This window comes from Myxococcus llanfairpwllgwyngyllgogerychwyrndrobwllllantysiliogogogochensis (genome assembly GCF_006636215.1).
In the GTDB taxonomy this organism is placed as follows: Bacteria; Myxococcota; Myxococcia; order Myxococcales; family Myxococcaceae; genus Myxococcus; species Myxococcus llanfairpwllgwyngyllgogerychwyrndrobwllllantysiliogogogochensis.
This window is the reverse complement of sequence record NZ_VIFM01000076.1, coordinates 17,177-42,364: the sequence shown is the minus strand read 5'-3', so window position 1 is coordinate 42,364 and position 25,188 is coordinate 17,177. Positions and strand designations below refer to the sequence as shown.

8 protein-coding genes are annotated in these 25,188 nt (G+C 71.1%); 1 reads left to right on the top strand and 7 read right to left on the bottom strand.

All coding sequences use genetic code 11. The features are described 5' to 3' along the window. The 6 genes from FJV41_RS20220 to FJV41_RS20195 form a co-directional block, all read right to left on the bottom strand. On the bottom strand, positions 1-643 hold a 643-nt coding region (locus FJV41_RS20220; protein WP_246137303.1), incomplete at its 3' end, for a condensation domain-containing protein. A 112-nt stretch (positions 644-755) separates the two neighbouring features. Further along, positions 756-5,126, bottom strand: a complete 4,371-nt coding sequence (locus FJV41_RS20215; protein WP_246137302.1) for a type I polyketide synthase — start codon at positions 5,124-5,126, stop codon at positions 756-758. A gap of 20 nt (positions 5,127-5,146) precedes the next feature. Continuing rightward, entirely contained in the window at positions 5,147-6,439 is a 1,293-nt protein-coding gene (locus tag FJV41_RS20210) for a glycosyltransferase (protein WP_141644150.1), read from the bottom strand. Between the two features lie 41 nt (positions 6,440-6,480). After that, on the bottom strand, positions 6,481-11,172 hold the full coding sequence (locus FJV41_RS53765) for a type I polyketide synthase (protein WP_141644149.1): 4,692 nt from the start codon (positions 11,170-11,172) through the stop codon (positions 6,481-6,483). Positions 11,173-11,193: 21 nt separating this feature from the next. Then, positions 11,194-15,756, bottom strand: a complete 4,563-nt coding sequence (locus FJV41_RS20200) for a type I polyketide synthase (protein ID WP_141644148.1) — start codon at positions 15,754-15,756, stop codon at positions 11,194-11,196. A 7-nt stretch (positions 15,757-15,763) separates the two neighbouring features. Next, positions 15,764-22,237, bottom strand: a complete 6,474-nt coding sequence (locus tag FJV41_RS20195) for a MupA/Atu3671 family FMN-dependent luciferase-like monooxygenase (RefSeq protein WP_141644147.1) — start codon at positions 22,235-22,237, stop codon at positions 15,764-15,766. A 381-nt stretch (positions 22,238-22,618) separates the two neighbouring features. On the opposite strand from FJV41_RS20195, the gene FJV41_RS20190 reads away from it, so the two are divergent. Beyond that, entirely contained in the window at positions 22,619-23,971 is a 1,353-nt protein-coding gene (locus tag FJV41_RS20190) for a cytochrome P450 (protein WP_141644146.1), read from the top strand. Between the two features lie 27 nt (positions 23,972-23,998). Here FJV41_RS20190 and hppD read toward each other — a convergent pair whose 3' ends face one another. Next, entirely contained in the window at positions 23,999-25,072 is a 1,074-nt protein-coding gene (gene hppD / locus FJV41_RS20185) for a 4-hydroxyphenylpyruvate dioxygenase (RefSeq protein WP_181790794.1), read from the bottom strand. Between the last annotated feature and the right edge of the window lie 116 nt (positions 25,073-25,188).

Genomic DNA, 25,188 nt, shown 5'->3' with positions numbered 1-25,188 from the left:
CGGGCGCCTGTCCCGTGACCTCCGCCGCGTAGAAGGCCATCAGCTCGCGGACGAAGACACCCAGCGACCAGCGGTCCGTCACCAGGTGATGCATGGTGACCAGGGCCACGTGGTTGTCGGGCCCCAGGCGCAGCACCTTGCCGCGCAGCAGGGGGCCTCGCGCCAGGTCGAACAGGCGCTGGGACTCCTCGCTCGTGCGGCGCTCCACCTCCTCGTCCTGCTCCGCCTTGCCGAGCCGGGAGATGTCCTCCACTGGGATGGTCAGCAAAAGCTCCGGCACGACGACCTGGATGGGGAGCCCGTCGTCCCTCGCGGCGAACACGGTGCGCAGCGACTCGTGGCGTCGCACCACCTGATTCACACACCGCTCCAGCAGCGGGACGTCCAGCACGCCGGTGAACTGCACGGTGATGTGAACGTTGTAGGCGAAAGCCTCTCCGCCCTCGAGCTGGTCCACCACCCACAGTCGCTGCTGCGGGAAGGAAGCCGGTGCGGGCTCCGTTCCGGCGCGACGCGGAATGGTCCGCTCGAGCGCCTGCGTCGTCGTGGCCTGGAGCTGCCCCTTCTTCTCCTTGAGGAGCAACTCGTACAACGCGCGCTGCTTGGGAGTGAGCTTGTCGAGATTCTTGGAGCTACCGCTCATTGCTGGACTCCAACTTCGGGGCCTCCGCGACCCGGGGGGACCCAGGGCGGAGGAGAAGGTTGCGGGGGGCCGATGACGTGTCCTGCTCGGCCCGGCTGAAATTCAGTGCGGGCTAGCGCGAGCGTCGCGCCAGCTCGGCTTCAATCTCTTCGTCGCTGAGGTTGGACAGCTCCTCGAGCGCGGCTTGACTGGCGGCCTCTTCGAGCGCGGTCTGGTGGTCGGCCACCAGCTTCGCGAGAGAGGCCACGGTGGCGGCCTCGAAGAGCTTCGCCAGGGGAATGTCGAACTCGAACTGGGTGCGCAGGCGTCCGGCCACGCGCGTGGCCAGCAGCGAGTGGCCTCCCAGGTCGAAGAAGTTGTCGTTGAGGCCCACGGAGTCCACGCCGAGGACTTCCTGCCAGATGGCCGCGAGCTGTTTCTCCAGCTCGCTCGCGGGCGCCACGAAGGGCGTCTTCGCGCGACGCGGCTTGCCGGCCGCCCGCGCACCCGACGTGGGCTGGGACGTGTCGCGCTGAATCCAAAGCTTCCAGCGCTGGGCCAGGTCTCCGGTGGCGACGATGACGTGTCCATCCACGCCGAGCGTCACCAGGCGACGGACGGCCTCGGCGCCTTCCTGGGGCGTCATGGCGTACTGGTCCATGCTGGTGCGCACGTGGGTGTGCTTCGTCTCTTCCGGCCACGGGTCCCACGACGCGCTCACCCAGCGAGTCCCAGTTCCTCCGGAGCGGGCTTGCGCGAAGGCGTCCATGAAGAGGTTGGAGGACGCGTACGTCAGGTAGCCGAGACCACCGAGGACCGCGGCGTTGGACGAGAAGAGCAGGGCGAAGTCCACCGAGCGACGGCTCAGCACCTTCTCCAGCGCATACGTGCCGTAGACCTTCGGGCCGAATTGCGTCTCGGACTCGCCCCGACCAATCTCCGTCAGCGGGTTGTAGAGCGACGGGCCGTGGGTGACGCCCGCGCAGTGGAGCACGCCATGCAACGCGCCGAAGCGGGCCTCCACCTGCGTCACCGCCGCCTCCAGTTGCTGGGCGTCCGCGACGTCCGCGCCCACCACCATCACCTGCGCGCCGCTCTGCTCCAGCTCCCGTACGCGGAGGATGCGCTGGGCCACCGCGTCAGTCTCCGGGTGCGTGGCCAGATACGAATCCCATTCGGACGGCGCCGGCAGGGTGGTCCGGCCCAGCAGCGCGAGCCGTGCCTTGAGGGTCTGCGCCAGGTGCCTGGCGAGCATCAGGCCCACGCCGCCAAGGCCTCCGGTGATGAGATAGACGCCCTGCTCGCGCAGCGGCGCGTGCGCCTCTCCCGAGGGCTCCAGGCGGAGCGGCGCATGGGTCTGCGTGAAGCGCTGGTTGGAGCGCCACGCGACGACCGCGTCACGCGTGCGTTGACTGAACTCGGCCAGCAGGCGCTCCGCGAGCTTCTCCACGCCCGCGCTCCGAGGCTCGGGGGCAATCAAGTCGATGCAGCGCGTGGTGACGTGCTCCTGCTCCTGCGGAATCACCTTGCAGGGCCCCAGCAGCGTGGCCTTCTCCGGGAGGGCGGTGCCCTCGCCCGCGACGTCATGCAGCCGGTCCGTCACGACCTCCAGCCGCACGGGGCGGGAGGTGTCGCCCTGGGCGAGCGCCTGCCCCAAGTGCAGGAGGCTGTAGTAGCCCGTGTCCTGGACCTTGCGGAACAGCTCGGGCCCCGGGAGGTCCTCGCCCGACGAGGCGAGGCTCCACAGGTGGACCACCACGGACGGGCTCAGCTCCTGGTCCGCCAGGTCCTTCCACAGCGTGGCGTAGTCACCGCGCAGACGCGGGTCGAGAGCGTAGCGGCGCGCGGCGTCTCGCATGAACGCGCTCCCCTGGCGCACGCTCACCACGTCCTGTCCTGACTCCTCCAGTCGACGGCACAAAGCCTCGCCGACGCCCAGTCCATCCACGAAGACGACCCAGCAGCGACGCTCGGCCAGGGCCTTGCGGTCCAGGGCCACGGGCGCCGTGCGATGCCAGGCGGGCACGTGGAACCAGTCCGCCATGTCCACCAGCTTGCCCTGCGGCACCTGTGCCTGCGTGGCCTCGACGCGCGTGCCCGGAGCCACCCAGTAGCGCTGGCGCTCGAAGGGGTACGTGGGGAGCGGCACGCGGCGCAGGACACGGCCCTCGCTCACGGCTTCCCAGTCCACCTCCACGCCCTCCAGCCAGAGCTGGCCCAGCGTGCCGAGCACCGCCACCGGCGCGGGCTGGCTGTCTCCAGCCGCGGGCAGGCAGCCTCGCACCGAGCGCGTCCCCGTGCTTCCCGCCAACGCGCGCGCCCGCTCGACGAGCGGCCCCGTGGCCCCCATCGCGAGCACGACGCGCGACGGCTCCTTCACCAGCTCACGAAGCGCGTCGTCCAGGCGCGGCGCGCGGCTCGCCGCGTCCTTCCACGTCTCCGGTCGAGTCGCCTCGGCGGCGGTGAGCAGGGCGCCCGTGGCGAGAGAGTAGAGCGGCACTTCCGGCGCCTTCAGCGTGGAGGCGCTCGGTGACAGCTCGCGGCCCTCGCCTCGGGCGACCACCAACGAGAGGGCTTCCTCTAGCGGGAGCGTGCCCGCGAGGCTCGCGGCGATCCACGCGCCCGTGCCCTCACCGAGCATCGACTCGGGCTGAACGCCCCATGACATCCACAGGCGCGCCAGGGCATACGGCTCGACGAAGCCCGCGGCGGCGCTCACCGGGCCGGAGCGGCTGGGATGGCTCCCGTCCTCCGGATACAGCACGGCGCGCAGGTCCACGCCGAGCCGCGACTGGAGCAGCTCCGCGCAGCGGTCCACTTCCGCGCGGAAGGCGGGCTCCGAGCGGTACAGCGACTCCAGCGGAGCCTCCGCTCCGGCGTTGGAGAAAAGGAAGGACACGGGGCGGTTGCCCGTCTCGTGCGTGCCCGAGAGGACGCGCTGGGGCTCCGCCATGCGCAACACGCGCACGGCATCCTGCCCGTCGCGAGCCACCACTACCCGACGGTGCGCATGGGCCTTTCGGCCCACCTGGAGCGTGTACGCCACGTCCGCCAGCGCCTGTTGCGGCTGGGACTCCAGGTGCTGCGCGAGCCGAGCGGTGGCCGAGTCGAGCGCGGTGTGGCTGCGCGCGGAGAGCACCAGCAACTCCCACGGGCGTCCGGTCGAAGCCGACGGCGCGGGAGGTGCTTCTTCCAGGACGATGTGCGCGTTGGTGCCGCCGATGCCGAACGAGCTGACGCCCGCGCGCCGGGGCGTCCTGCCGCGCGGCCAGGGCTGCAGCGCGGTGTTCACGTAGAAGGGGCCGCTGTCGAAGTCGATCTGCGGGTTGGGGGACTCGAAGTGGAGGCTGGGCGGAAGCTGCTGATGCTTCATCGCGAGGATGGCCTTGAGCAGGCTCGCGCTGCCGGCCGCCGCGTCCAGGTGGCCCACGTTCGTCTTCACCGAGCCGATGGGCACCGTGCGACGGCCCTTCGCCTTCGCGCCGAACACCTTCGTCAGGGCGCGCAGTTCGATGGGATCTCCCAGCGCGGTGCCGGTGCCGTGCGTCTCCACGTAGGAAATCGTGTCGGCGGAGACTTCCGCCGCGGCGAGGGCGTCCTTGATGACGGTGGCCTGGCCCTGCACGCTGGGCGCGGTGAAGCTGGCCTTCACGGCGCCGTCGTTGTTGATGGCGGAGCCCTTGATGACCGCATGGATGGTGTCGCCGTCGGCCAGCGCGTCCTCCAGGCGCTTGAGCACCACCAGACCGATGCCGCTGCCGAAGATGGTGCCCGCCGCCTTCGCATCGAAGGCGCGGCAGTGGCCGTCCGGCGAGGCGATGCCGCCGTACTGATACAGGTAGCCCACCTTCTGCGGGACGTTGATGGCGACGCCGCCCGCGATGGCCATCCGGCACTCGTCCGCGAGCAGGGCCTGTCCCGCCAGGTGCAACGCGACCAGCGCGGTGGAGCACGCGGTGTGCACGGAGTACGCGGGCCCGCGCAGGTTGAGGCGGTGAGCGACGCGCGTGGTGAGGAAGGCCAGGTCATTGCCCAGGCCAATCTCGAACGGGTCCAGTCCACCCAGCGCCGCGGGGTTGGAGAAGAGGTTGAAGACGTACGTGTCCGTGCGCGCGCCGGCGTACACGCCGATTCGGCCCTTGTAGCGCTCGGCGTCGTAGCCCGCGTGCTCCAGGGCCTCCACGGCGCACTCCAGGAAGACACGCTGCTGCGGGTCCATCACCTCCGCTTCCTTGGGGGTGACGCCGAAGTAGCCCGCGTCGAAGAGGTCCGCGTCCTCCAGGACGGCGGCGGCCTTCACGTAGTTCGGGTCCGAGCGGATGGCGGCCGTGTCCAACGCGCTCGCCTCCAGGTCCGCGTCCGTCAGGAAGCTGATGGACTCCACGCCGTCCCGCAGGTTGCGCCAGAAGGCCTCCAGGTCGCGTGCTCCCGGGAAGCGCCCGGCCATGCCGACGATGGCGATCTCCAGTCCCGTGGTGTCCGCGTTGGAAGAATCCGTGGCCATGTCTCTCTCCAAAGTCCCGCTCAAGTTTCGACCTTCCTCGCCCGCTGCTGCTTCAGCGCCATCCGCCGGCGCTGTTGCCGCCCCTCGTCATCCGCGTCCGCCTCGTTCTCGGTGCCTGAGTCCGAGGCGAGCCCTACTCGACGGACCAGGTCCTCGAGGAGGTGACGCGCCTTCATCGTTCCGTGCTCCGCGCGGAGCTGCTCGCCCAGCCGCGCCGCTGCCGCCTGGAGGTCCGCGCGAGCGTGCACCGTGCTCAGCGCATCCCCGAGTCGCTCCGCGTTCAGCTCCCCGATGGGAAGCGCCGCGCCTCCACAACCCAGCTCCTGGACGACCTCGCCCCAGGTGAACTGGTCATACGTGTGCGGCACGACGACCTGCGGGACGCCCGCCCGGAAGGCCGCGCCCGTGGTCCCCGCGCCACCGTGATGCACCACGCACGACACCCGCGAGAAGAGCCAGGCGTGCGGCACCTGACCCAAGGCCCTCACTGTCGACGGGAGGGCGCGCTGCCCCAGTCCGCTCCAGCCGTGCTGGATGAGGGCCCGTCGTCCCGAGCGCACCGTGGCCTGTACCAGCGCCTCCGTCAGCGCCTCCGGGTCCGCGTGCGTCATGCTGCCGAAGGTGATGCAGACGGGAGGTTCGCCCTCCGCGAGGAACGCGGCGAGCTCCGCGTCCGGCGTGAAGCCCGGCTCATCGAGGAAGCAGTACCCGACGGTGTGGTGGTGCGGCGGCAGGTCCGCGGCGGGAGGCCGCACGTGCCGGCTCAGCGCGGTGAGCACGAGCTGATTCGAGAGGCCATCCACCAGCGGATTGTCCAGCGGCGGCAGGCCGTGGGCTTCGCGCAGGGGATTGACCAGTCCGCGCACGGCCGCCTGGAAGGCCGGGCCGCCACCACCACTGCCGCTGTGCTCCACCAGCACCGTGACGAAAGGCAGGTGCGTCAGGTCATGCACCATGCGCGCGGCGGGCTGGACGCGCCCGCTGATGAGCACGTCCGCGCCCCGACACGCGGCGCGCAGGTCCTCGAACATGCGGGGCAGTGACTCCACGAGCGGCTGGAAGAGCTGGAGCATGCCTCCGGCGGAGTGCACGACGTCCGGGCTCCCCATCATCGCCTGGGTGATGCCGCTCTGCGCCGCCCTCAGGTCGGGACCCACCGGGATGAAGTCGAGGTCATGGAGCTGCGCGAGCGCGCGGTACGAGGGCGCGGCGGCGAGCACGGGCTGATGGCCGTGGCGCTTCAGCTCGACGGCCAGCGCCACGAAGGGCTGGATGTCGCCGAGGGTTCCGAAGTTGGTGAGGATGGCTCGCATGGGGTGAGGGCGCGGGGAGGTCGAGGCGGAGCCGCGACGACTCAGTCGCCGTCCTCCGGCTCTTCGTCGTCCGCGCGTCGGCGAGAGCGCTGACGCTGGAGGTTCTGTTTGCGGCGCTGGACGGTGGACTCGCGCTCGTCGGCCTCGCTGTTCGCCGAGCCCGGTCCCGCCTCGGGAGGCTGGAGCAACGCCGCGAGGGCCTTCACCGTGACGCCTTCGTAGAGGCTGGACGCGGGCACGCTGACATTGAGCCGCCGCTTGAGCCGGTCGCTGAGCTGCACGGCGATGAGGGAGTCACCGCCCAGCTCGAAGAAGTTGTCCTGGATTCCAATGGGCGCCACGCCCAGCGTCTGCTGCCACAGGTCCGCCAGCGTCCGCTCCATGTCCGTCGTGGGCGCCACGTAGGCGCTGCGCAGGTTCGACGGCCGAGGATGCTGAGGGCGCGCCGCGGGCTCTTCGCGGAGCTCCTCGGACACGGAGGCCCGGGAGCCCGAAGACTGGCGTGCGGCCACGTCATGCGTGGACACCACCAGCCAGGGGCCCGTGGCATGCGCGAGCGCGCGGCTCAGGGCCTCCGCGCCTTGCTCGGGAGAGAGCGCCAGGCGGTCCAGCGCCTCGCCACGTGCGCCCGGGTGCGCGCCGTAGTCCTCTACCTTCACCACGTCCCAACCCAGGCTCAACCACCGCCGGCCTTCATGTGACGCGGCCTGGGCGAAGGCGTCCTGCCAAGCGCTCGCGGCCGTGTGCGCGACCGTGGCCATGCCGCCGAGCACCGCGGAGATGGACGAGGCCACCACGCGGAAGTCCAGCGCACGCTCACCCAGCACCGCGTCGAACAGGGCCAGCCCTCGCGCGCGCGGGTCGAAATGCCAGGCGCTCTCCTCGGGCCCCGTCTCGGAGACGAGTCGCGCCACCTGGTCTTTCGGGAGCCACGCCGCATGCACCACGCCGTGGAGCGCACCGAAGCGGGCCACGGCCGTGTCGACGGCTTCGCGCAGCGACTCCTGCCGCGTCAGGTCGACGGGGAGCACCACCACCTCCGCGCCCAGGGCCTCCAACTGCCGTGCCCGGCGGATCCGCTGCGTCCAGGCCTCGGTCTCACCGTGACTCGCGACGTGAGCGTCCCAGGTGTCGCGTGACGGAAAGCCCAGGGGCTCCAGGCAGACGAGCTTCGCTCCTGGCGACAGGCTGGCCAGCGCGCGTCCATTCATCGCGCCCAGGCCGCCCAGCCCATGGACGAGCAGGTACACGCCTCCAGGGCGCGCGCTTGGGTGGGGTGTGGGCGCATCGGGCAGCGGCAGTGGCTCCAGGGACTGGACCCAGCGATGCGGACCCCGCAGCGCCACCACCGTCTCCGCGGGCACCGAACGCAGCTCCGCGCGGAGGGCCCGGAGTCCGGTGGAAGAGAGGCTCGCCGCCGGGCCCGTCACCACGTCCACGTGATGGAACCGCAGGCTCGGGTGCTCCTGCGGAATCACCCGGCAGGGGCCGAGCAGCGTGGCCTTGTCGGCGCGGAGCGACTCGTCGCCTGTCACGTCGTGGACGTGGTTGGACACCACCCAGACGGTGCAGGGCCGCTCGGGCGCGAACTCGACGAGCGCCCGAGCGAGCGCGACGAGCGTGAAGTAGCCGCTCGCCTGGACCTGCGCGAAGGACGCGGGGACGTCCGGAGTCAGGCTCCAGAGATGCAACACGGTGTCGGGGAGCCTGCCCGCATCCCGCAGCGCACCGAGGAGCGCGCGCAGGTCCGGAAGCGAGCCCGGCGCCACGGTGTAGTCCCACTCTCCCGTGCGACTGAAGCCCGCACCCGGCCGCACGCGGAGCACCATCCGCTCCTCGCCGGGCTCCGGCGTCAGCAGGGCCTCGGTGGGAGACGACTCGTCCTCGAGCACCAGCCAGACGCGCGGGTGTGTCGCCTTCGCGGTGCGCCCGGGAGCAAGCGGCGCGCGCTTCCACGACGGTGCATGGAACCAGCGCTCCATTGGCGCCTGGGCGAGCGGGACCCCGAGCGTCTCGGTCGTGACGGGCGCGGCCTCGGCGTGAGGCTTCGTGTCGGGCTCCACCCAGAAACGCTGTCGCTCGAAGGGGTAGGTCGGCAGCGGAAGGCGATGGCGACGCTCCTCGCCGTGGAAGCCACGCCAATCCACGGTGACTCCGGCCTGCCAGAGTCCGCCCAGCGTCGTGTACGCGAGCGGCGGCGCGTCCGTGGCCACGGTGTCCTGCGGCGTGGGCATGGAGGCGAGCACCGGGCGTCCCGGGGTGGTGTCGGGATACCGACGCGTGAGCCGGCTCAGCACCTGTCCGGGTCCCACCTCCAGCACGACGCGCTTCGGGTCCGAGAGCAGCGCGTGCAATCCATCCGCGAAGCGCACCGCGCCACGCAGGTGCTGGGCCCAATACTTCGGGCTCGTCGCCTGCTCCGTGGTGATCCACGTCCCGGTGACATTGGAGACGAAGGGCAGGGTGGGGGGCCGCAGCGTCACAGCCGCCGCGCGCGCGGTGAAGGCCTCCAGGATGGGGTCCATCATCGCCGAGTGGAAGGCATGGGACGTGACGAGCACGTGGCTGCGTACGCCCGCCTCATCCAACTGGCGCTTCAACTTCTCCACGGCCTCCGTCGGCCCGGAGGCGACGCACTGCATGGGCGCGTTCACCGCGGCGAGGCTCAGTTCGGTGCCGAGATAGGGACGGACCTCGTCCTCGCTCAGCGGCACCGCCAGCATGGAGCCCGACGGCAGCGACTGCATCAGCCGGCCGCGCGCGGCGACCAGTTGAAGCGCGTGCTCCAAGGTGAAGACACCCGCGAGGCATGCGGCCACGTACTCGCCAATGCTGTGACCGAGCATCGCCGCGGGCTTCACGCCCCAGGACATCCAGAGCCGCGCGGTGGCGTACTCGAGGGTGAACAACGCGGGCTGCGTGAACTCCGTGCGCGCCAGCGTCTTCTCGTGCTCCGCGGGCTCTCCCGACTTCGGGTACATCACCTCGCGCAGGTCGCGCCCGGCCAGATGCGCCTTGAGCAGCTCGGCGCAGCGGTCCACTTCGGCGCGGAAGACGGGCTCCGCGTCATACAGTGCGCGCCCCATGCCCACGTGCTGCGAGCCCTGACCCGGGAAGAGGAACGCCACCGGGCGCTCCACCGCGTCCTGCGCCTCCGTGTGGACGCGTGCATCCCCTGTCGTGGAGAGCACTTCCACCGCGTCGCCCACGCTTCGCGCGAGGACGAAGCGTCGCTGCGCGAAGCGCTGGCGTCCCGCCTGGAGCGTCCAGGCCACGTCCGCGAGCTTCGCGTCGGGCTGGGACTTCAGGGCCTCGGCCAGTCGCTTCGTGCTGGCCTCCAGCGCGGAGGCCGTGCGCGCGGACAGCGGCAGCAACTGCCACGCGCGACGCGGGGCCGCGCTGTCGAGCGACCGAGGCGCCTGCTCCAGCACCACGTGCGCGTTGGTGCCACCCACGCCGAACGAACTCACGCCTCCGCGCCGGGGCAGTGCGCCGGCGGGCCAGGGCTTGAGCGTCGCATTGACGTAGAAGGGACTGCCGTCGAAGTCGATGGCCGGGTTGGGCCGCTCGTAGTGGAGGCTGGGCGGCAGCTCTCCGTGCTTCACGGCCAGGGCTGTCTTGATGAGGCCGGTGATGCCGGCGGCGGCGTCCAGGTGGCCGACGTTGCCCTTGACCGAGCCCAGCGCGCAGAAGCGCCGCCGCTGCGTGGAGGAGCGGAAGGCGCGCGTGAGGGCCTCCACCTCGATGGGGTCTCCAAGGGGCGTCGCGGTGCCGTGGGCTTCCACATAACCGATGGAGTCCGCGTCCAGTCCGGAGGCCGCGAGCGCCTCCGCGACCACCTGGGACTGCCCTTCGATGCCCGGGGCGGTGTAGCCCGCCTTGAGCGCGCCATCGTTGTTGATGGCCGAGCCCTTGATGACGGCGTGCACCGTGTCGCCATCTCGCACGGCGTTGCGCAGCTTCTTCAGCAGCACGACGCCCGCGCCGCTGCCGAACAGCGTGCCCCGGGCCTTCGCGTCGAAGGGACGGCAGCGGCCATCCGGCGACGCCATCCCACCCTCGGCGTGTCGGTAGCCATGGAGGAAGCTGACGTTGACGGACGCTCCGCCCGCGAGCGCCATGTCGCACTCGCCATTGAGCAGGCTCTGGCAGGCCAGGTGCACGGCCACCAGGGACGTCGAGCACGCGCTCTGCACCGCGTGGCTCGCGCCCCGGAGGTTCAGCTTGTACGAGACGCGGGTGGCCAGGAAGTCGGTGCCGTTGCCGATGTTGACCTGCACCGGCTCGACGGACTCCAGCACGCGGGGATTCCGCGCCAGGTTCATCAGCAGATACGTGTTGAGCGTGGCCCCGCCGTACACGGAGATGGCGCCCGGGTAGTCGCGCGGCGAATAGCCCGCGTGCTCCAGCGCCTCCCAGCAGACCTCCAGGAAGACGCGGTGCTGCGGGTCCGTCAGCTCCGCCTCACGCGGCGGCATGTCGAAGAAGGTGGCATCGAAGGACTCGGGCTCCGGCAGCACCGCCGCCGCGCGCACGAAGTCGGGGTCCTCCACCAGCTCCGGAGCAACTCCCGCCGCGAGACACTCCTCGGGGGTGAAGAAGCGGATGGACTCCACGCCGCCGCGTACGTTCGCCCAGAACTCCGCCGTGTCGCGGGCGCCAGGAAAGCGCCCGGACATGCCGATGATGGCAAGGTCCGCGTCGTCGATGTCTGCTGGCTGCTTCACGTCCACGTCATCCACTCCTTGACTGCTTCACTCACGGCGACTGCGCCGCTCCCTGCGCTGGGCTCCCCGGTTCTGACTCGTCTCGAAGCTGGGGGACTCCTCCGGGGCGGGCAGTCCTCCCAGTCGCTTCGCCAGCGCGGCCACGGTGGGAGCCTCGAAGACGGAGGTGAGGGGGACTTCGCGCCCCAGCTCCCGCTTCAGGCGGCCGACAATCTTGAGCCACAGCAGCGAGTTGCCACCAAGGTCGAAGAAGTTGTCGTGGATGCCCAGCCGCGCCAGTCCGAGCTGCTCCTGCCACACCTTCGTCAGCGCCAGCTCCACGTCATCCGTGGGCGCCACGTACTCGGTGCCGAGCTGGGGCCGCTCGTGCGTCGCGCCACCCGCCGCGTCCGCGTGCTTCCCCGTGCCCTCGCGCCGCACCCAGCGCGCGACGCGCGCGACCAGGTCGCCGGTGGACACCACCACCTGTCCACTCAGGGGAGACTCCACCACGCGGCGGAAGGCCTCCACTGCTTCAGTGGGCGACATGGCGAACACGTCGATGCTCGTGCGGACCTCGCGAGTCACCTCGTCCACGCCGGGCCAGCCGTCCCAGTTGGTGCTCAGCCACCGGGTCAGCCCCTCGCGCGAGCGGGAGATGGCGAAGGCATCCAGGAAGGCGTTCGCCGCGCCGTACGCCGCGAGCCCCAGTCCTCCGAGCACCGCGGCGTTGGAGGACACGAGCAGCACGAAGTCCAGGGGCCGGCCCGTCAGCGCGCGCTCCAGCGCGTAGGTGCCATGGACCTTGGCTCGGAAGTGGGGCGCGCAGGCCGCCGCGTCCAGTCCGGAGAGCAGTGCCACCGCGCCTTCACCCGCGAGTCCCGCCGCGTGAATCACTCCGTCCACCGCGCCGAAGCGAACGTCCGCCTCCGCGAGCGCCATGCGCAGCCGCGACTCGTCCGCCACGTCCGCGCGGACCACCAGCACCTCCGCGCCCGCTGCCTCCAGGTCCTTCACCGCGCGCTGCTTGTGCCCGCCCGGGTCCACTTCCAACCCCGCGCGGCTCACCAGGATGAGCCGGGCCTGATGGGCGCTCGCCAGATGCCGCGCGAGCAGCAGGCCCACGCCACCCAGGCCGCCGGTGATGAGGTACACGCCGCGCGCCTTGAAGGGCTGCGCCGGCACGCCATCCTGTTCGAGCCGCAGCGACTCATGCGTCTGCGCCAGCCGGTGCGTCCCTCTCCAGGCGACCACGGGCTCCGGGGTGTCGGAGGTGAGCTCGCGCAGAAGGGCGCTCGAGGTCATCGCCACGCCGCCAGGGCCCAGGTCCACGTAGCGGCAGGCCAGGGTGTCGTGCTCCTGGGGAATCACCTTGCACAGCGCGGGCAGCGTGGCGTGCTCGGGATTGACCGCGTCCGTGCTCTCCACGTCGAACGCTCCGCGCCCCACCACCGTCAGCTCCACGGGGCCGGGAAGGGATTCCTCCGCCAGCGCGCGCGTCAGCCGCAGCAGGGGATGGAACCCGCGCTCCTGAAGCTGGTCGAAGCGGGCCTCGGCCGACTCGTGCTCCGCGCCGTCGAGTCCATCCAGGCTCCACAGGTGGACGATGCGCTCCACCTTGAACTCCTTCGCCTTCAGGGCCAGCAGCAAGAACGTGGGCTCCTCCGCGTCCATCGGGTCCAGGCTGAAGTGGTGCTCGCCCAGCTCCTGGAGTCGAGCACCGCGTGACACGCGCGCCACGCGGTGACCCGCGCTCTCCAGTCGCGCGGCCAGCGCCTCGCCCACGCCACCCGCATCCACGAACACGACCCAGTCGCGCACCGTGCTGGCGCCCGCACGAGGCAGGGGCAGCGGCGCGCGACGCCACGAGGGCAGGTAGAACCAGCCGCCGACGTCCGACGTCTTGCGCGCCGCGCCTCGCCGCTGAGTGGACGGGGCCTCCGGTGCGAGCCAGTAGTCCTGTCCCTCGAAGGGATAGGTGGGCAGGGGCACGCGCAGGCGCCGCTTGTCGCCGCGCACCGCGTTCCAGTCGACGCCGATTCCCGCCGCCCAGAGCTTGCCGAGCGTGGCGGTGAGCAGTTCCTCGTCGGGCACCGGGTCCTGCGGATGGCGCAGCGAGGGAAGGACTGGTGGCGCCTGGGGCCCCGTGAGCTGGAGGCGCGCGAGCGTGCTCAGCGTGCGGCCGGGGCCGACCTCCAGGTAGACGCGGTGGGGCAGCTCCGCCAGCGTGCGGATGCCATCGCCAAAGCGCACGGTCTGCCGCAGGTGACGCGTCCAGTAGACCGGGTCCGTGGCCTCCTCGGGCGTCATCCATGTGCCGGTGACGTTGGACATCAGCGGCAGCGTGGGCGCGTTGCGCTGGAGCGTCCCGATGAACTCCTGGAAGCGCGCGAGAATCGGCCCCACCAGATGCGAGTGCGCCGCCACGTCGATGGGGATGTGACGGAACTCCACCTCACGTCGCGTCAGCTCGGCCGCCAGGGTCTCCACGGCTTCCACCGTGCCGGCCACCACGCACTGAGAGGGGCCGTTCACGGCCGCCAGGGACAGCGTCTCCCCGAGCAGGGGCCGCACTTCCGACTCGGGCAGCGGCACGCTGAGCATTCCGCCACCCGGCAGCTCCTCGAAGAGCTTGCCGCGCAGCACCACCAGCGCCAGCGCGTCCTCCAGCGAGAAGACGCCCGCGAGACAGGCCGCCGTGTACTCGCCCAGGCTGTGGCCGATGACGGCCTCGGGCTTCACGCCCCAGGACTCCCAGAGTCGGGCCAGGGCGTACTCGATGGTGAACAGCGCGGGCAGCGCCAGCGAGGTCCGCTTGAGCCGCTGGCTCGCGCTCGCCGCGGAGTCCGCGTCCGGGTACATGACGGGCTTCAGGTCGAAGCCGAGTCGGGGGCGCAGCAGCGTGCAGCACTGGTCCACCGCTTCGCGGAAGGCGGGCTCGGCGGCGTAGAGACCCCGGCCCATGTCCGGGTACTGCGCGCCGCCGCCCGGGAACATGAAGACGGCCGAGGGCGTGGCGGAGCCGGGCGCGAGCGTGAAGAGGCGCTGCGGATCTCTCGTCTCCAGCACACGCACGGCATCGTCCCTGTCGCGGCACACCAGCACGCGACGGAGGTCCAGCGCCTTGCGCCCCGATTGCAGCGTCCACGCCACGTCCGCGAGCTGCTGCTCGGGATGCGCCTTCAGGTGCGCCAGCAGGGCGGTGGTCTGCTTCTCCAGCGCCGTCTGCGTCCGGGCGGAGAGCACCAGGAGCTGCCAGTCGCGAGGCGCATCGCCCGGCCGGACGAGCGGGGACTCTTCCAGGATGAGGTGCGCGTTGGTGCCGCCGATGCCGAACGAGCTCACCCCCGCGCGGCGCGGCGTGGCGCCTTCGGGCCAGGGCGTGAGCGCGGTGTTGACGTAGAAGGGGCTGTTGGCGAAGTCGATGCGCGGGTTGGGCGTCTCGTAGTTGAGGCTGGGAGGCAGCTCCGCGTGCTCCAGGGAGAGCACCGTCTTCACCAGTCCGGTGACTCCCGCCGCGGCGTCCAGGTGGCCCACGTTCGTCTTCACCGAGCCCAGGCCGCAGAAGGCGCGCTTGTCGGTGCCGGCGCGGAACACGGTGTCGAGCGCCTGCACCTCGATGGGGTCTCCGAGCGGCGTCGCGGTGCCGTGGGCCTCCACGTAGCTGATGGACTCCGGCGTCACCTCCGCGATGGCCTGGGCCCGGGCGATGACCTCCACCTGGCCCTCCACGCCCGGCGCGGTGAAGCCCACCTTCATCGCGCCGTCGTTGTTGATGGCCGAGGCGCGGATGACGGCGTGGATGGTGTCGCCGTCGTTGAGTGCATCCTCCAGGCGCTTCAGCACCACCACGCCCGCGCCGCTACCGAAGAGCGTGCCCTGGCCCTTCGCGTCGAACGCGCGGCAGTGGCCATCCGGAGAGGTGATGCCACCCTCCTGATAGTGGTAGCCGGTGCGCTGCGGGACGTGCACGGACACGCCGCCCGCGAGCGCCACGTCACACTGGTAGCCCAGCAGCGACTGGCAGGCGAGGTGCGTGGCGACGAGCGACGTGGAGCAGCCCGTCTGCACCGTCAGGGCCGGACCCTTGAGGTCCAGGTGATAGGCCACGCGCGTGGCGAGGAAGTCCTTGTCGTTGGCCACCATGGCCGGGAAGGTGTCCTCGGCCTGCTGGAACTCCGCGCGCGAGAGCAGGTTGAAGAGCAGGTAGCTGCTCAGGCTGGAGCCCGCGTAGATGCCCGTCGTCCCCGGGATGCGCCCCGGCGCGTAGCCCGCGTGCTCCAGCGCCGTCCAGACGCACTCCAGGAAGATACGGTGCTGTGGGTCCAGCAGCTCCGCCTCACGCGGGGCGTAGCCGAAGAAGCCCGCGTCGAAGCGGCCCGGCCGCTCCAGCACCGGCGCCGCGCGGACGAAGTGGGGGTTGGCCAGGAAGGCCGGGTCCACGCCCAGGGATTTCAGCGCGTCGTCGGAGAAGAAGGTGATGCCCTCGACTCCGTCGCGCAACAGGCGCCAGAAGGCGGCCACGTCCTCCGCGCCGGGCACGCGCACGGCCATGCCAACGATGGCCACCGCCAGCCCCAACTCCCCCTGGTACTCCGTGTGACGCCCCATGAAAGTCCTACCCCTGTTTCCTGGCCCGTTGCTGCTGTCGTTTCAGGCTTTCGAGCTGGCGCTTCGCCCGGTCCTGCGCCGTCTCCACCGATGAGGCACCCGCCGGAGTCCCCTGCCGCAGGAAACGCGCGAGCGCGCTGACGGTGGGGTGCTCCAGCAGCTTGAGCAGCGGCAGCTCGCCCCCGAGCGCCGCCTTGAGTCGTGTGTGCACCTGGACCATGAGCAGCGAGTGCCCACCCAGGTCGAAGAAGTTGTCGTTCACGCCCACCTGCTCGACCTTGAGCACTTCCTTCCAGATTTCGGAGATCTGCTGCTCGATCTGGCTCTGCGGCGCCACGTAGGCCGCGCGTGAGGAGCGCGCCGCGGTGGGCGCGGGCAGGGCCTTGCGGTCCACCTTGCCGTTGGGCGTGAGGGGCAGCGCCGGCAGGTCCACCACCAGCGACGGCACCATGTGCTCTGGCAACCGCTGCGCCACCGCATCGCGCAGCGCCGCCGCGTCGACGGCGTGTCCGTCACGCGCCACCACGTAGGCGACCAGTCGCACGTCGCCCGGGGTGTCCTCGCGGGCCACCACCACCGCCTCGCGGACCTCGGGGCGCGCGCTGAGCACCGCCTCGATTTCACCCGCCTCGATGCGGAAGCCGCGCACCTTGAGCTGGTGGTCCACGCGGCCCAGGAACTCCACCGTGCCATCCTCGCGCCAGCGAGCCCGGTCTCCGGTGCGGTACAGCCGCGCGCCCGGCTCGCGAGCGAACGGGTCCGGCAGGAAGCGGTCCGCCGTCAGCTCCGGACGTGCCAGGTAGCCGCGCACCACGCCCGCGCCGCCGATGAAGAGCTCTCCGGGCACGCCCACCGGCACCGGGCGCAGCCGCGCGTCGAGCAGGTAGAACTGCGTGCGCAGGAACGGCGTGCCGATGGAGACCACCGGCCCGGCCTCGCTCTTCACGTCGTGCGTGGACGACCAGATGGTCGTCTCCGTGGGGCCGTACATGTTGAGCAGCCCGGAGCCCTCGCCCAGGACCTGGCGCAGCGACGCACCCAGGGAGGAGGGGAGGGCCTCGCCGCCGACCATCAGCCGGCGCAGCCCGCCCACCGCCTCGGAGGACTCGGGCTCGGCCAGCAGCGCGCGCGCCAGCGACGGCGTGCATTGCAGGTGTGTGACGGCGTGCTCGCGCAGGTTGAGCGGGATGGAGCGCGCGGTGCCGGAGCGACGGCCATCGCGGTCCGCCTGGAGCTTCACCTCGAGGAGCAGGGGGAGGCTGGCCAGCACCGTGTCCGCCGGGATTCCGAAGTCGATGAGGCACCCCACCTCGTCCACGCCCAGGGCCCGCAACCGCTCCATCTGCTCGCGCACGGAGCGCGGTGTGCCGAACAAACCGCTCGTCTCGAAGTAACGCTCGAACGCCTGCGCCGCCAGCCGATCCAGATCCGCCTCGGTGGCCGTGTTCAGGTCCACGCCCAGCGTCTGCCCCAGGCCGCGCATCAGGTCCGCGGAGCTGCGCAGGTAGTCGCGGAAGGGCTTCTCCACCACCGAGCGCACCTTGGCGGCGTCCTCGCCGATGAAGGTGTGCAGCATCAGCGTGACGTGGCCGTCACCCGCGTGGCCCGCCGCGCGCCAGGCATCGCGGTAGAGGACCAGCTTCTTCTCCAGGTCCTCCCACGTCTGTCCCAGCAAGTGGGTGAGGACATGGCAGCCCAGGCGTCCCGCCGTGAGGAACGTTTCGGGGTTGCCCGCCGCCGTGAGCCACACCGGCAGCTCCTTCTGCACCGGACGGGGCCGCAGCGTGACGTCCACCTGCGCGCCCGCGCCGCCCGTCATCCGCAGCGTGTCACCGCGCCAGAGGCGGCGCACCGTGTCCAGCCCCTCCAGCATCAGCTCGCGCCGCTTCTCGTAGCGCTCGGGCGCGAAGACGAAGTCATTCGCGTGCCAGCCGGAGGCGACGGAGATGCCCACGCGGCCCCGGGACAGGTTGTCGACGAGGGCCCACTCCTCGGCCACGCGGACCGGGTGGTGCAGGGGCAGCACGACGCTGCCGGCGCGGATGGCCACGCGCTCCGTCACGGCGGCAATGGCGGCGCCCGCCACGGAGGGGCTGGGGTACAGGCCTCCGAAGGCGTGGAAATGGCGCTCCGGCGTCCACACCGCCGCGAAGCCATGACGGTCCGCGAACTTCGCGCCCTCCAGCAGCAGCCGGTAGCGGTCTCCCGACGACGCCTCCGCGTCATCCGCGAAGTAGAAGAGGCTCAGCTCCATCGACTTGCGCTTCGCGGCCGAGGCCCGGGCGGGCGCCTTGATGGATGCGCCCTCGCCCTGCACCACGACCTTGAAGCCGCGCGTGAGCGTCCACAGCAGCTCCAGCACGGAGATGTCGAAGGAGATGCTGGTGACGGCCAGCCACGAGCCCACGGGCTGATGGCCGATGCGCGCATCCATCGCGGTGAAGAAGTTGGCCACGCCGCCGTGGGGCACCATCACGCCCTTGGGCCGCCCCGTGGAGCCAGACGTGTAGATGACGTACGCCAGGTGGGCCGGGCTCATGCCGAACGGGGGCGGGCTGTCGCGCCGCTCGCCGTCGGCCAGGGCCACGCTCTCCAACGTCACGACGCGCGCCTTCCCCGGGGGCACGGTGCCCTCCAGGTGCGTCTCGGTGAGCAGCACGGCCGCGCCGGAGTCCTCCAGCATGTACGCCAGCCGCTCGCGGGGATAGTCCGGGTCCAGGGGCACGTACGCGCCGCCCGCCTTGAGCACCCCCATCATCGCGACGACCATGGCGGCCGAGCGCTCCACGCACAGGCCCACGCGCACCTCGGGCCCGACACCCATCAGCCGCAGGTGCCACGCCAGCGCGTTGGAGCGCGCGTCCAGCTCCGCGTACGTGAGCGTCGCGTCGTCACCCACCACGGCCACCGCGTCGGGCGTCTTCGCCGCCTGGGTGCGGAACTGCGCGTGGATGCACGCGTTGTCGTCCTCCGACTCCGAGGGCGTCAGGTCATTCCAGTCCACCAGCAGCCGCCGCGTCTCCTCGGCGTCGAGCAGGGGCAGGTCCTCCACCCGCGTCTCGGAGGAGTCCACCGCCGCGCGCAGCAGCGTCTCCAGGTGCCTGGCCAGGCGCGCCACGGTGGCGGACGAGAAGAGGTCCGTGCGGTACTCGAGCGCACCCGTCAGGCCGTCCGGCGTCTCCGCGAGCGACAGCTGGAGGTCGAACTTCGACGTGCCCTCTACCGCTCCGTCCGGCACGGGCAGCACCGGCTGCCACTGCATGCCCGGCACCGTCAGGTCCGTGGGAGGCAGCGCCTCCAGCAAGAGCGCCGTCTGGAACAGCGGGTTGTCCGCGCCACCCCGAGGGGCTCGCGCCGCGCCGACGACTTCCTCGAAGGGAAGGTCCGCGTGGGACAGCGCCTCGTGGAAGGTCTGACGCGTCCGGGAGAGCAGCTCGCGGAAGCTCGGCTGGCCCGCGAGGTTCGCGCGCAGCACGAGCGTGTGCGCGAAGAAGCCCACCACGTCACGCAGCTCGGGGCGCTCGCGGTTGGCCACCACGGTGCCCACGGCGAAGTCCTCCTGCCCGCTGTAGCGGTGCAGCAGCGCCGCCCAGGCCGCCGACAGGGTGACGAAGAGCGTGCAGCCCTCGCGACGTCCCAGCGCGCGCAGCGACTCCACCAGCGGACGCTCCAGCGTGAGCCGGTGCAGCGCGCCCTGGAAGCCCGGCTCCCGGGGGCGAGGGAAGTCGGTGGGCAGCTCCAGGCGTGACAGGCCCGCGAGCTGCTTCGCCCAGTACGCGCGCTGTCCGTCCAGCAGCGCGCCCAGACCCTGCTGCCAGCGCGAGAAGTCCGTGTACCGGAAGGCGGGCAGCGGCAGCTCGGCGGTGGCCCCGGAGACCTGGGCCCGGTACAGCGCCGCCAGCTCACGCGCCAGCACGCCGATGGACCAGCCATCCGTGGCGATGTGGTGCTGCGTCATCAGCAGCACGTGCTCGTGCTCACCCAGGGCCACCAGCGACGCGCGCACGGAGGGACCCTCGGCCAGCCGGAAGGGCTCTCGCGACTGCTCCAGCGACAGCCGTCGCAGCTCTCCTTCGCGCACCTCGGGCTCCAGCGTGCGCAGGTCGAACCGGGGGAGCGCCAGCGGGGCGGGGGCACGCGTCACCAGGCGCGGCTGTCCCTCCACCTCGGGGAAGGCCGCGCTCAGCATGGGGTGCCGCGCCAGCAGCGCGTCCAGGCTTCGGCGCAGGGCCTCCGCGTCCAGCGGGCCCGTGAGCCGCAGCTGGAAGTGGAGGTTGTAGAGCGCGCTGTCCGGGACCAGCCGGTCCAGGAACCACAGCCGCAGCTGGCCCGACGACATGGGCAGCTCACCCTCGCGAGGCCCCGAGGTCAGCGGCGGCGCGACGAGCGAGGCCACGGGCCGGATGCCCTGCCACGCCTCCAACAGCCGCGCGGCGGCCGACTCCAACGTCGGGCTGGTCCAGAGGAAGGCCGCGGGCAGGGCCACGCCCAGCTCGGACTCCAGCAGACCGTGCAGCTCCAGCACCATCAGCGAGTCCAGGCCCAGGCTCGCCAGCTCCGTGTGGCCCTGGAGCTTCGCGGCGTCCAGGCGCAGCGTGCGCGCCACGGCGTACCGCAGGAAGTCCGCGACATGCGCGGGGCGCTCGGCCTCGGACGCGGAGGCCAGCAGCTCCTTGAGGGGCAGGGACGGCGTCGCGGGTGCTTCGATGACCTCGGGCTCCGTCACGGAGGCCTCGACGATCTCCAGCTCACCCGCGAGGTATGCGGCCTTCGTCGCGCGCCGCTGGATCTTCCCGCTCGACGTCTTCGGGATGCTGCGCGCCTGGAGCAGCACCACGCCATGCGCGTGGACGGAGTGCTGCTCCGCGAGCACGCGGCGCACCGAGGCCACGACGGCCGAGGCATCGAAGCCGTCGCGCACGTCCACCTCGGCCGCGAGCACCAGCCGCTCCTCGCCCTCCACGTCCACGCTGAAGGCCGCGCAGCAGCCGGCGCGGATGGCGCGGTGGGCGCGCTCCGCCTCCAGCTCCAGGTCCTGGGGATACAGGTTGCGGCCCCGGATGATGAGCAGGTCCTTGAGCCGTCCGGTGACGAAGAGCTGCCCTTCGGGCGACAGGAACGCCAGGTCTCCGGTGCGCAGGAACGGGCCCTCGCCCGAGGCCAGCCGCGCCTCGAAGGCGTGCGCCGTCTCCTCGGGCCTTGCCCAGTAGCCTTGCGCCACGCTCGGACCCGACACCCAGACCTCGCCCACGGCGTTCGCCGCGAGCGGCTCACGCGTCTCCGGATGGACGATGAGAACCCGCTGATCCGGCGCGCTGATTCCCGCGCCCACCAGCGTGCGCACGCGCGCGCCCTCCACATCCGAAGCCGGCGCCTCCGCGCGACCCTGCTCCAGCGACTCCGCGGTGAAGCGTCCGTGGACGAAGGCTTCGCCCTGCGTGCCACCCGTGACGATGAGCGTCGCTTCGGCCAGGCCGTAACAGGGGTAGAAGGACGTGCTGCGGAAACCACAGGGCGCGAAGGTGTCCGCGAAGCGCTCCAGCGTCTCGCGCCGCACCGGCTCCGCGCCGTTGAAGGCCAGGTCCCAGCTGCCCAGCTTCAGCTTGGCCCGGTCCTCCTCCGTCGCCTTCCGCACGCACAAGTCGTAGGCGAAGTTGGGACCTCCGCTGCACGTCGCCTGGAAGTGGGAGATGGCCTCCAGCCACCGCAGCGGGCGCTGCAGGAAGGAGATGGGCGACATCAGCGTGCAGGGGAAGCCGAGATACATCGGCTGAAGCACTTTTCCGATGAGCCCCATGTCGTGGAACATGGGCAGCCAGCCCATCCCCGACGAGCGCGACGCATCCAGCCCGAACCCTCGGGAGATGAGCGCTTCGTTGTGGAGGATGTTGGCATGGCTCACCATCACCCCCTTGGGATTGCCCGTGGAGCCGGACGTGTACTGGAGGAACGCCAGCGTGCCGCCCTCCAATTCCGGGCGCCGCCATTCGGCCGCTTGAGACTCCGGCACCGCGTCGCTGGCCAGCCACGGCAGCTCCGCCAGCTCCGGCGCCTGCGGCTTGAACAGCTCCGACATCTCCAGGATGAAGCTCGTGGTGAGCACGTAGCGCGCGCCGCTGTCCTGGGCGATGGCGCGCAGGCGGGGCAGGGTGCGCTCCAGGCGTGTCGGGTCCGGCGGATAACAAGGCACCGCCACCACGCCGCCGTAGAGACAGCCCATGAAGCCCGCGACGAACTCCATGCCGGGCGGATACAGCAGCAGCGCACGCTGTCCCTGCGCCCCGGAAGCCCGCAAGAGCGCGCCCAGCGCGCGCGCCCGCGTGTCCAGCCGTGCGTAGCTCCACTCCTCGATAGGGCCGTCGACGTCTCCCGATTCGAGAAAGCGATACAGCAGCGAATCACCCTGTGTCTGCGCGCGATGGCACAGCAGATCCACGAGGTGGAGAAAGTCACCCGGTGACGGCTCGTTGCGCTGTTTCATCCCTGCTCCCAGGCGGACGGCTCGCGAAGTTGGTTCCGCGGGCCCGAGGAGTAGGCCGCTCCTGGGACCGCTTCAGTCCAGTTGGCTGCTGGTGAAGACCTCGCCCCTCAACAGCGGGCGGATTCGACAATCCGCCTCGCGGGAGGTACGGCCATGGAGCTCCCCCCGATCTGCCGCGAGAGGCCCGCTACCGCGCGGTGGCACGGCACCGTTGCTGGGAGCCGTGAACGAGGAAAATTAGGTCGGAGGTGAAGCATGCCCTCTGCCTTCATCCCTTGTTTTATCTGGAATGTCTAGTCAGCCTAGAACCGCGCTAACTCCTTGGTTTGTCAGGGGGTCAGGCACTTCTGATAAACTGGAAAGATTCGCTCCCGAGACCGCATGGCTTCGACTCCAGCTTCGTCTTACCCCCCGGGTCCCCGGGGTCTCCCCATCTGGGGCAACCTCCTGAGCCACGAGAAAGACCCGTTGGGTCTCTTCGTCGAGAGTTTCCGAGCGCATGGTGACGTGGTCCGCTTCAAGTTGGACGCCAAGCCCACCTACATGTTGAGTCATCCGGACCACGTCCGGTACTTCCTCACCGAGAACGCCCCCAACTACGCGAAGCCGGAGCTGGTGGACGACCCGTTCCTGGGCAACGGGCTCTTCGTGAGCGAGGGGAACTACTGGCGGCGGCAGCGGCGGCTCGTCCAGCCCGCCTTCCACCGGGAGCGGCTGGCCGGCCTGCTGACGGGCATGGTGGACCTCATCCAGCGCAAGCTGGCGCAGTGGGAGGCCGTGCGGGAGCCGGGGCGGCGGTTCGACATCGCGGAGGAGATGGGGGTGCTCTCGCTGCGGATGACGACGCGGGCGCTGTACTCGGATGAGCCCGACGAGCCGACGGCGGAGGCCATGCGCCGGATGATGTGGATGCTGAACGACCGCGGCTCGTTCCTGTACCGGCTCCTGAAGTTGGAGCGGCTGCCCATCTACAAGAAGAAGTGGGCGGACTTCTTCGCCACGTTGCGGCTGCTCAATGGCAAGGCCAAGGAGGTCATCGTCCAGCGCAAGCAAGGCGGTCCCGAGGACGACATCATGGCCATGCTGCTGGCGGCGAAGGACCGCGACACCGGCGAGGGCATGACGGACAAGGAGCTGCGCGACGAGTTCATGAACCTCTACTCCGCGAACGAAGGCGCGGGGGCCGCGCTGGCCTGGGCCTGGCATCTGTTGTCGACCCACCCGGAAATCGCCGACCGGCTGGCCGCCGAGAGCGCGGCGGTGCTCGGTGGCGGGGCGCCGACCCTGGAGTCCCTGCCGCGCCTGCGCTACGCCATGCAGGTGTTCGAGGAGACGCTCCGGCTCTATCCCACGGCCTGGAAGCTGGTGCGCGTGGCCAAGGAGGCGGACACCGTGGGTGGCTACCGCGTGGAGCCGGGCACGGTTGTCGTCGCCATCACCTACGTGCTGCACCGGCACCCGGAGTTCTGGTCGTCACCGGAGACCTTCGATCCGGACCGCTTCGCCCCCGAGTCGCGCGGGGCGCGCCACAAGTTCGCCTACATTCCGTTCGGCGCGGGCCAGCACATCTGCATCGGCAACAACCTGTCGCTGATGTTCGGCGCGCTGGTGCTGGCGATGGTCTCCCAGCGCTTCCGCCTGCGCGCCATTCCCGGGCGGAAGGTGGACATCTATCCGGGCATCTCGCTGCTCCCCCGGGGCGGACTGCCGCTGACGCTGGAGCCCCGGAAGTGATGTGACGTGCGTGGCCGCGGGCTCGTCTCAGCCCGCGGCGCGCGTGGCCTCCTGCTCCTTGGCCGCGTAGAGCGCCTGGATGTTGGCGCCACCGAAGCCTCGGGCCTGCTGCCGCTGGATGACCTCGAAGAAGAGGGTGCGCCGCGCGTGCTGGGAGCGGGTGAAGACCTGCAGCAGCACGCCCCAGGCGTCCCGGTCCATCAGGATGTTGCGCGCCTGGAGCAGCTCCCGGCGGAACGGGCCCAGGGTGCCGAGCCTCGCCTCCAGGTCCTCGTAGTACCCCCGGGGCGCGTCGAGCAGGCCCACGCCCCGCTGGGTCAGCGCATCCACCGCGCGGGTGATGTCGTCCGCGAGGAACGCCAGGTGCTGCACGCCCGAGCCACCATGGGCGTCGACGAAGTCCTCGAGCTGTCCCCTCCGCGCACCGGCGACGGGCTCCTGCAGCGGGAAGCACACCTGTCCCCCCGCGGCCTGCACCACCCGCGAGCTCATCCCGCTGTACTCGGTGCGCACGTCTTCCTGGTGCGTCTGCGCGAAGCCGAGCACGTCCACGTAGAACCCCACCGTGTCCAGCAGCCGGCCCCGCTCCAGGGCGAAGGCGAAGTGGTCCACCCCGGAGAACAGCGTCGCGCCGCCCGAGGGCCCCGCGTCCACCGGCAGGTATGCGCCCGGGAGGTACGCACCCGACGGCGTGTCGCGCTGGATGAACGAATGCACCCAGTTGCCTGGCCCCGCGATGGTGGCCTTCACCACGCGCTGGCCATCGGCTTCGTAGGTGAAGGGCTCGGCCACCGCCCGGGCGCCCCGGCTCACCGCCTCGCGAAAGGCCGTGTGCGCGTCCGGTGTCCCCAGCGCGATGTCTCGCACGCCGTCGCCATGGGCCCGCACGTACGCGGCGACTTCACCCTCGGCGCCCAGCGCGGACGTGACGACGAGCCGCGCGGCTCCCTGCTCAAGCACGAAGGAGCGACGGCCGGGCAGCCCCGTCTCCGGTCCACCGCTGGCCACCATCCGGAAGCCGAGCGCGTGGCAGAAGTAATAGGCGGAGAGCGCCGCGTCGCCCACGAACAGCTCGGCATGCTCCACCCGCGTGAGCTCCACTCGGAGAACCTCGATTCAAGTGGGCGAGGCCATTCCAGGCCAGCCCGATGGGAGCGCGAGACGGTGATTGCGTTGCAATAAGTCTTATCACGGATTGCCGCCGTAAACCTCTCAGC

Excerpts from the sequence above, each read along its gene's own strand:
- FJV41_RS20215 (WP_246137302.1), bottom strand. The coding sequence starts at position 5,126 with ATGGCCACGGATTCTTCCAACGCGGACACCACGGGACTGGAGATCGCC.
- FJV41_RS20210 (WP_141644150.1), bottom strand. The coding sequence starts at position 6,439 with ATGCGAGCCATCCTCACCAACTTCGGAACCCTCGGCGACATCCAGCCC.
- FJV41_RS20200 (WP_141644148.1), bottom strand. The coding sequence starts at position 15,756 with ATGGGGCGTCACACGGAGTACCAGGGGGAGTTGGGGCTGGCGGTGGCC.
- FJV41_RS20195 (WP_141644147.1), bottom strand. The coding sequence starts at position 22,237 with ATGAAACAGCGCAACGAGCCGTCACCGGGTGACTTTCTCCACCTCGTG.
- FJV41_RS20190 (WP_141644146.1), top strand. The coding sequence starts at position 22,619 with ATGGCTTCGACTCCAGCTTCGTCTTACCCCCCGGGTCCCCGGGGTCTC.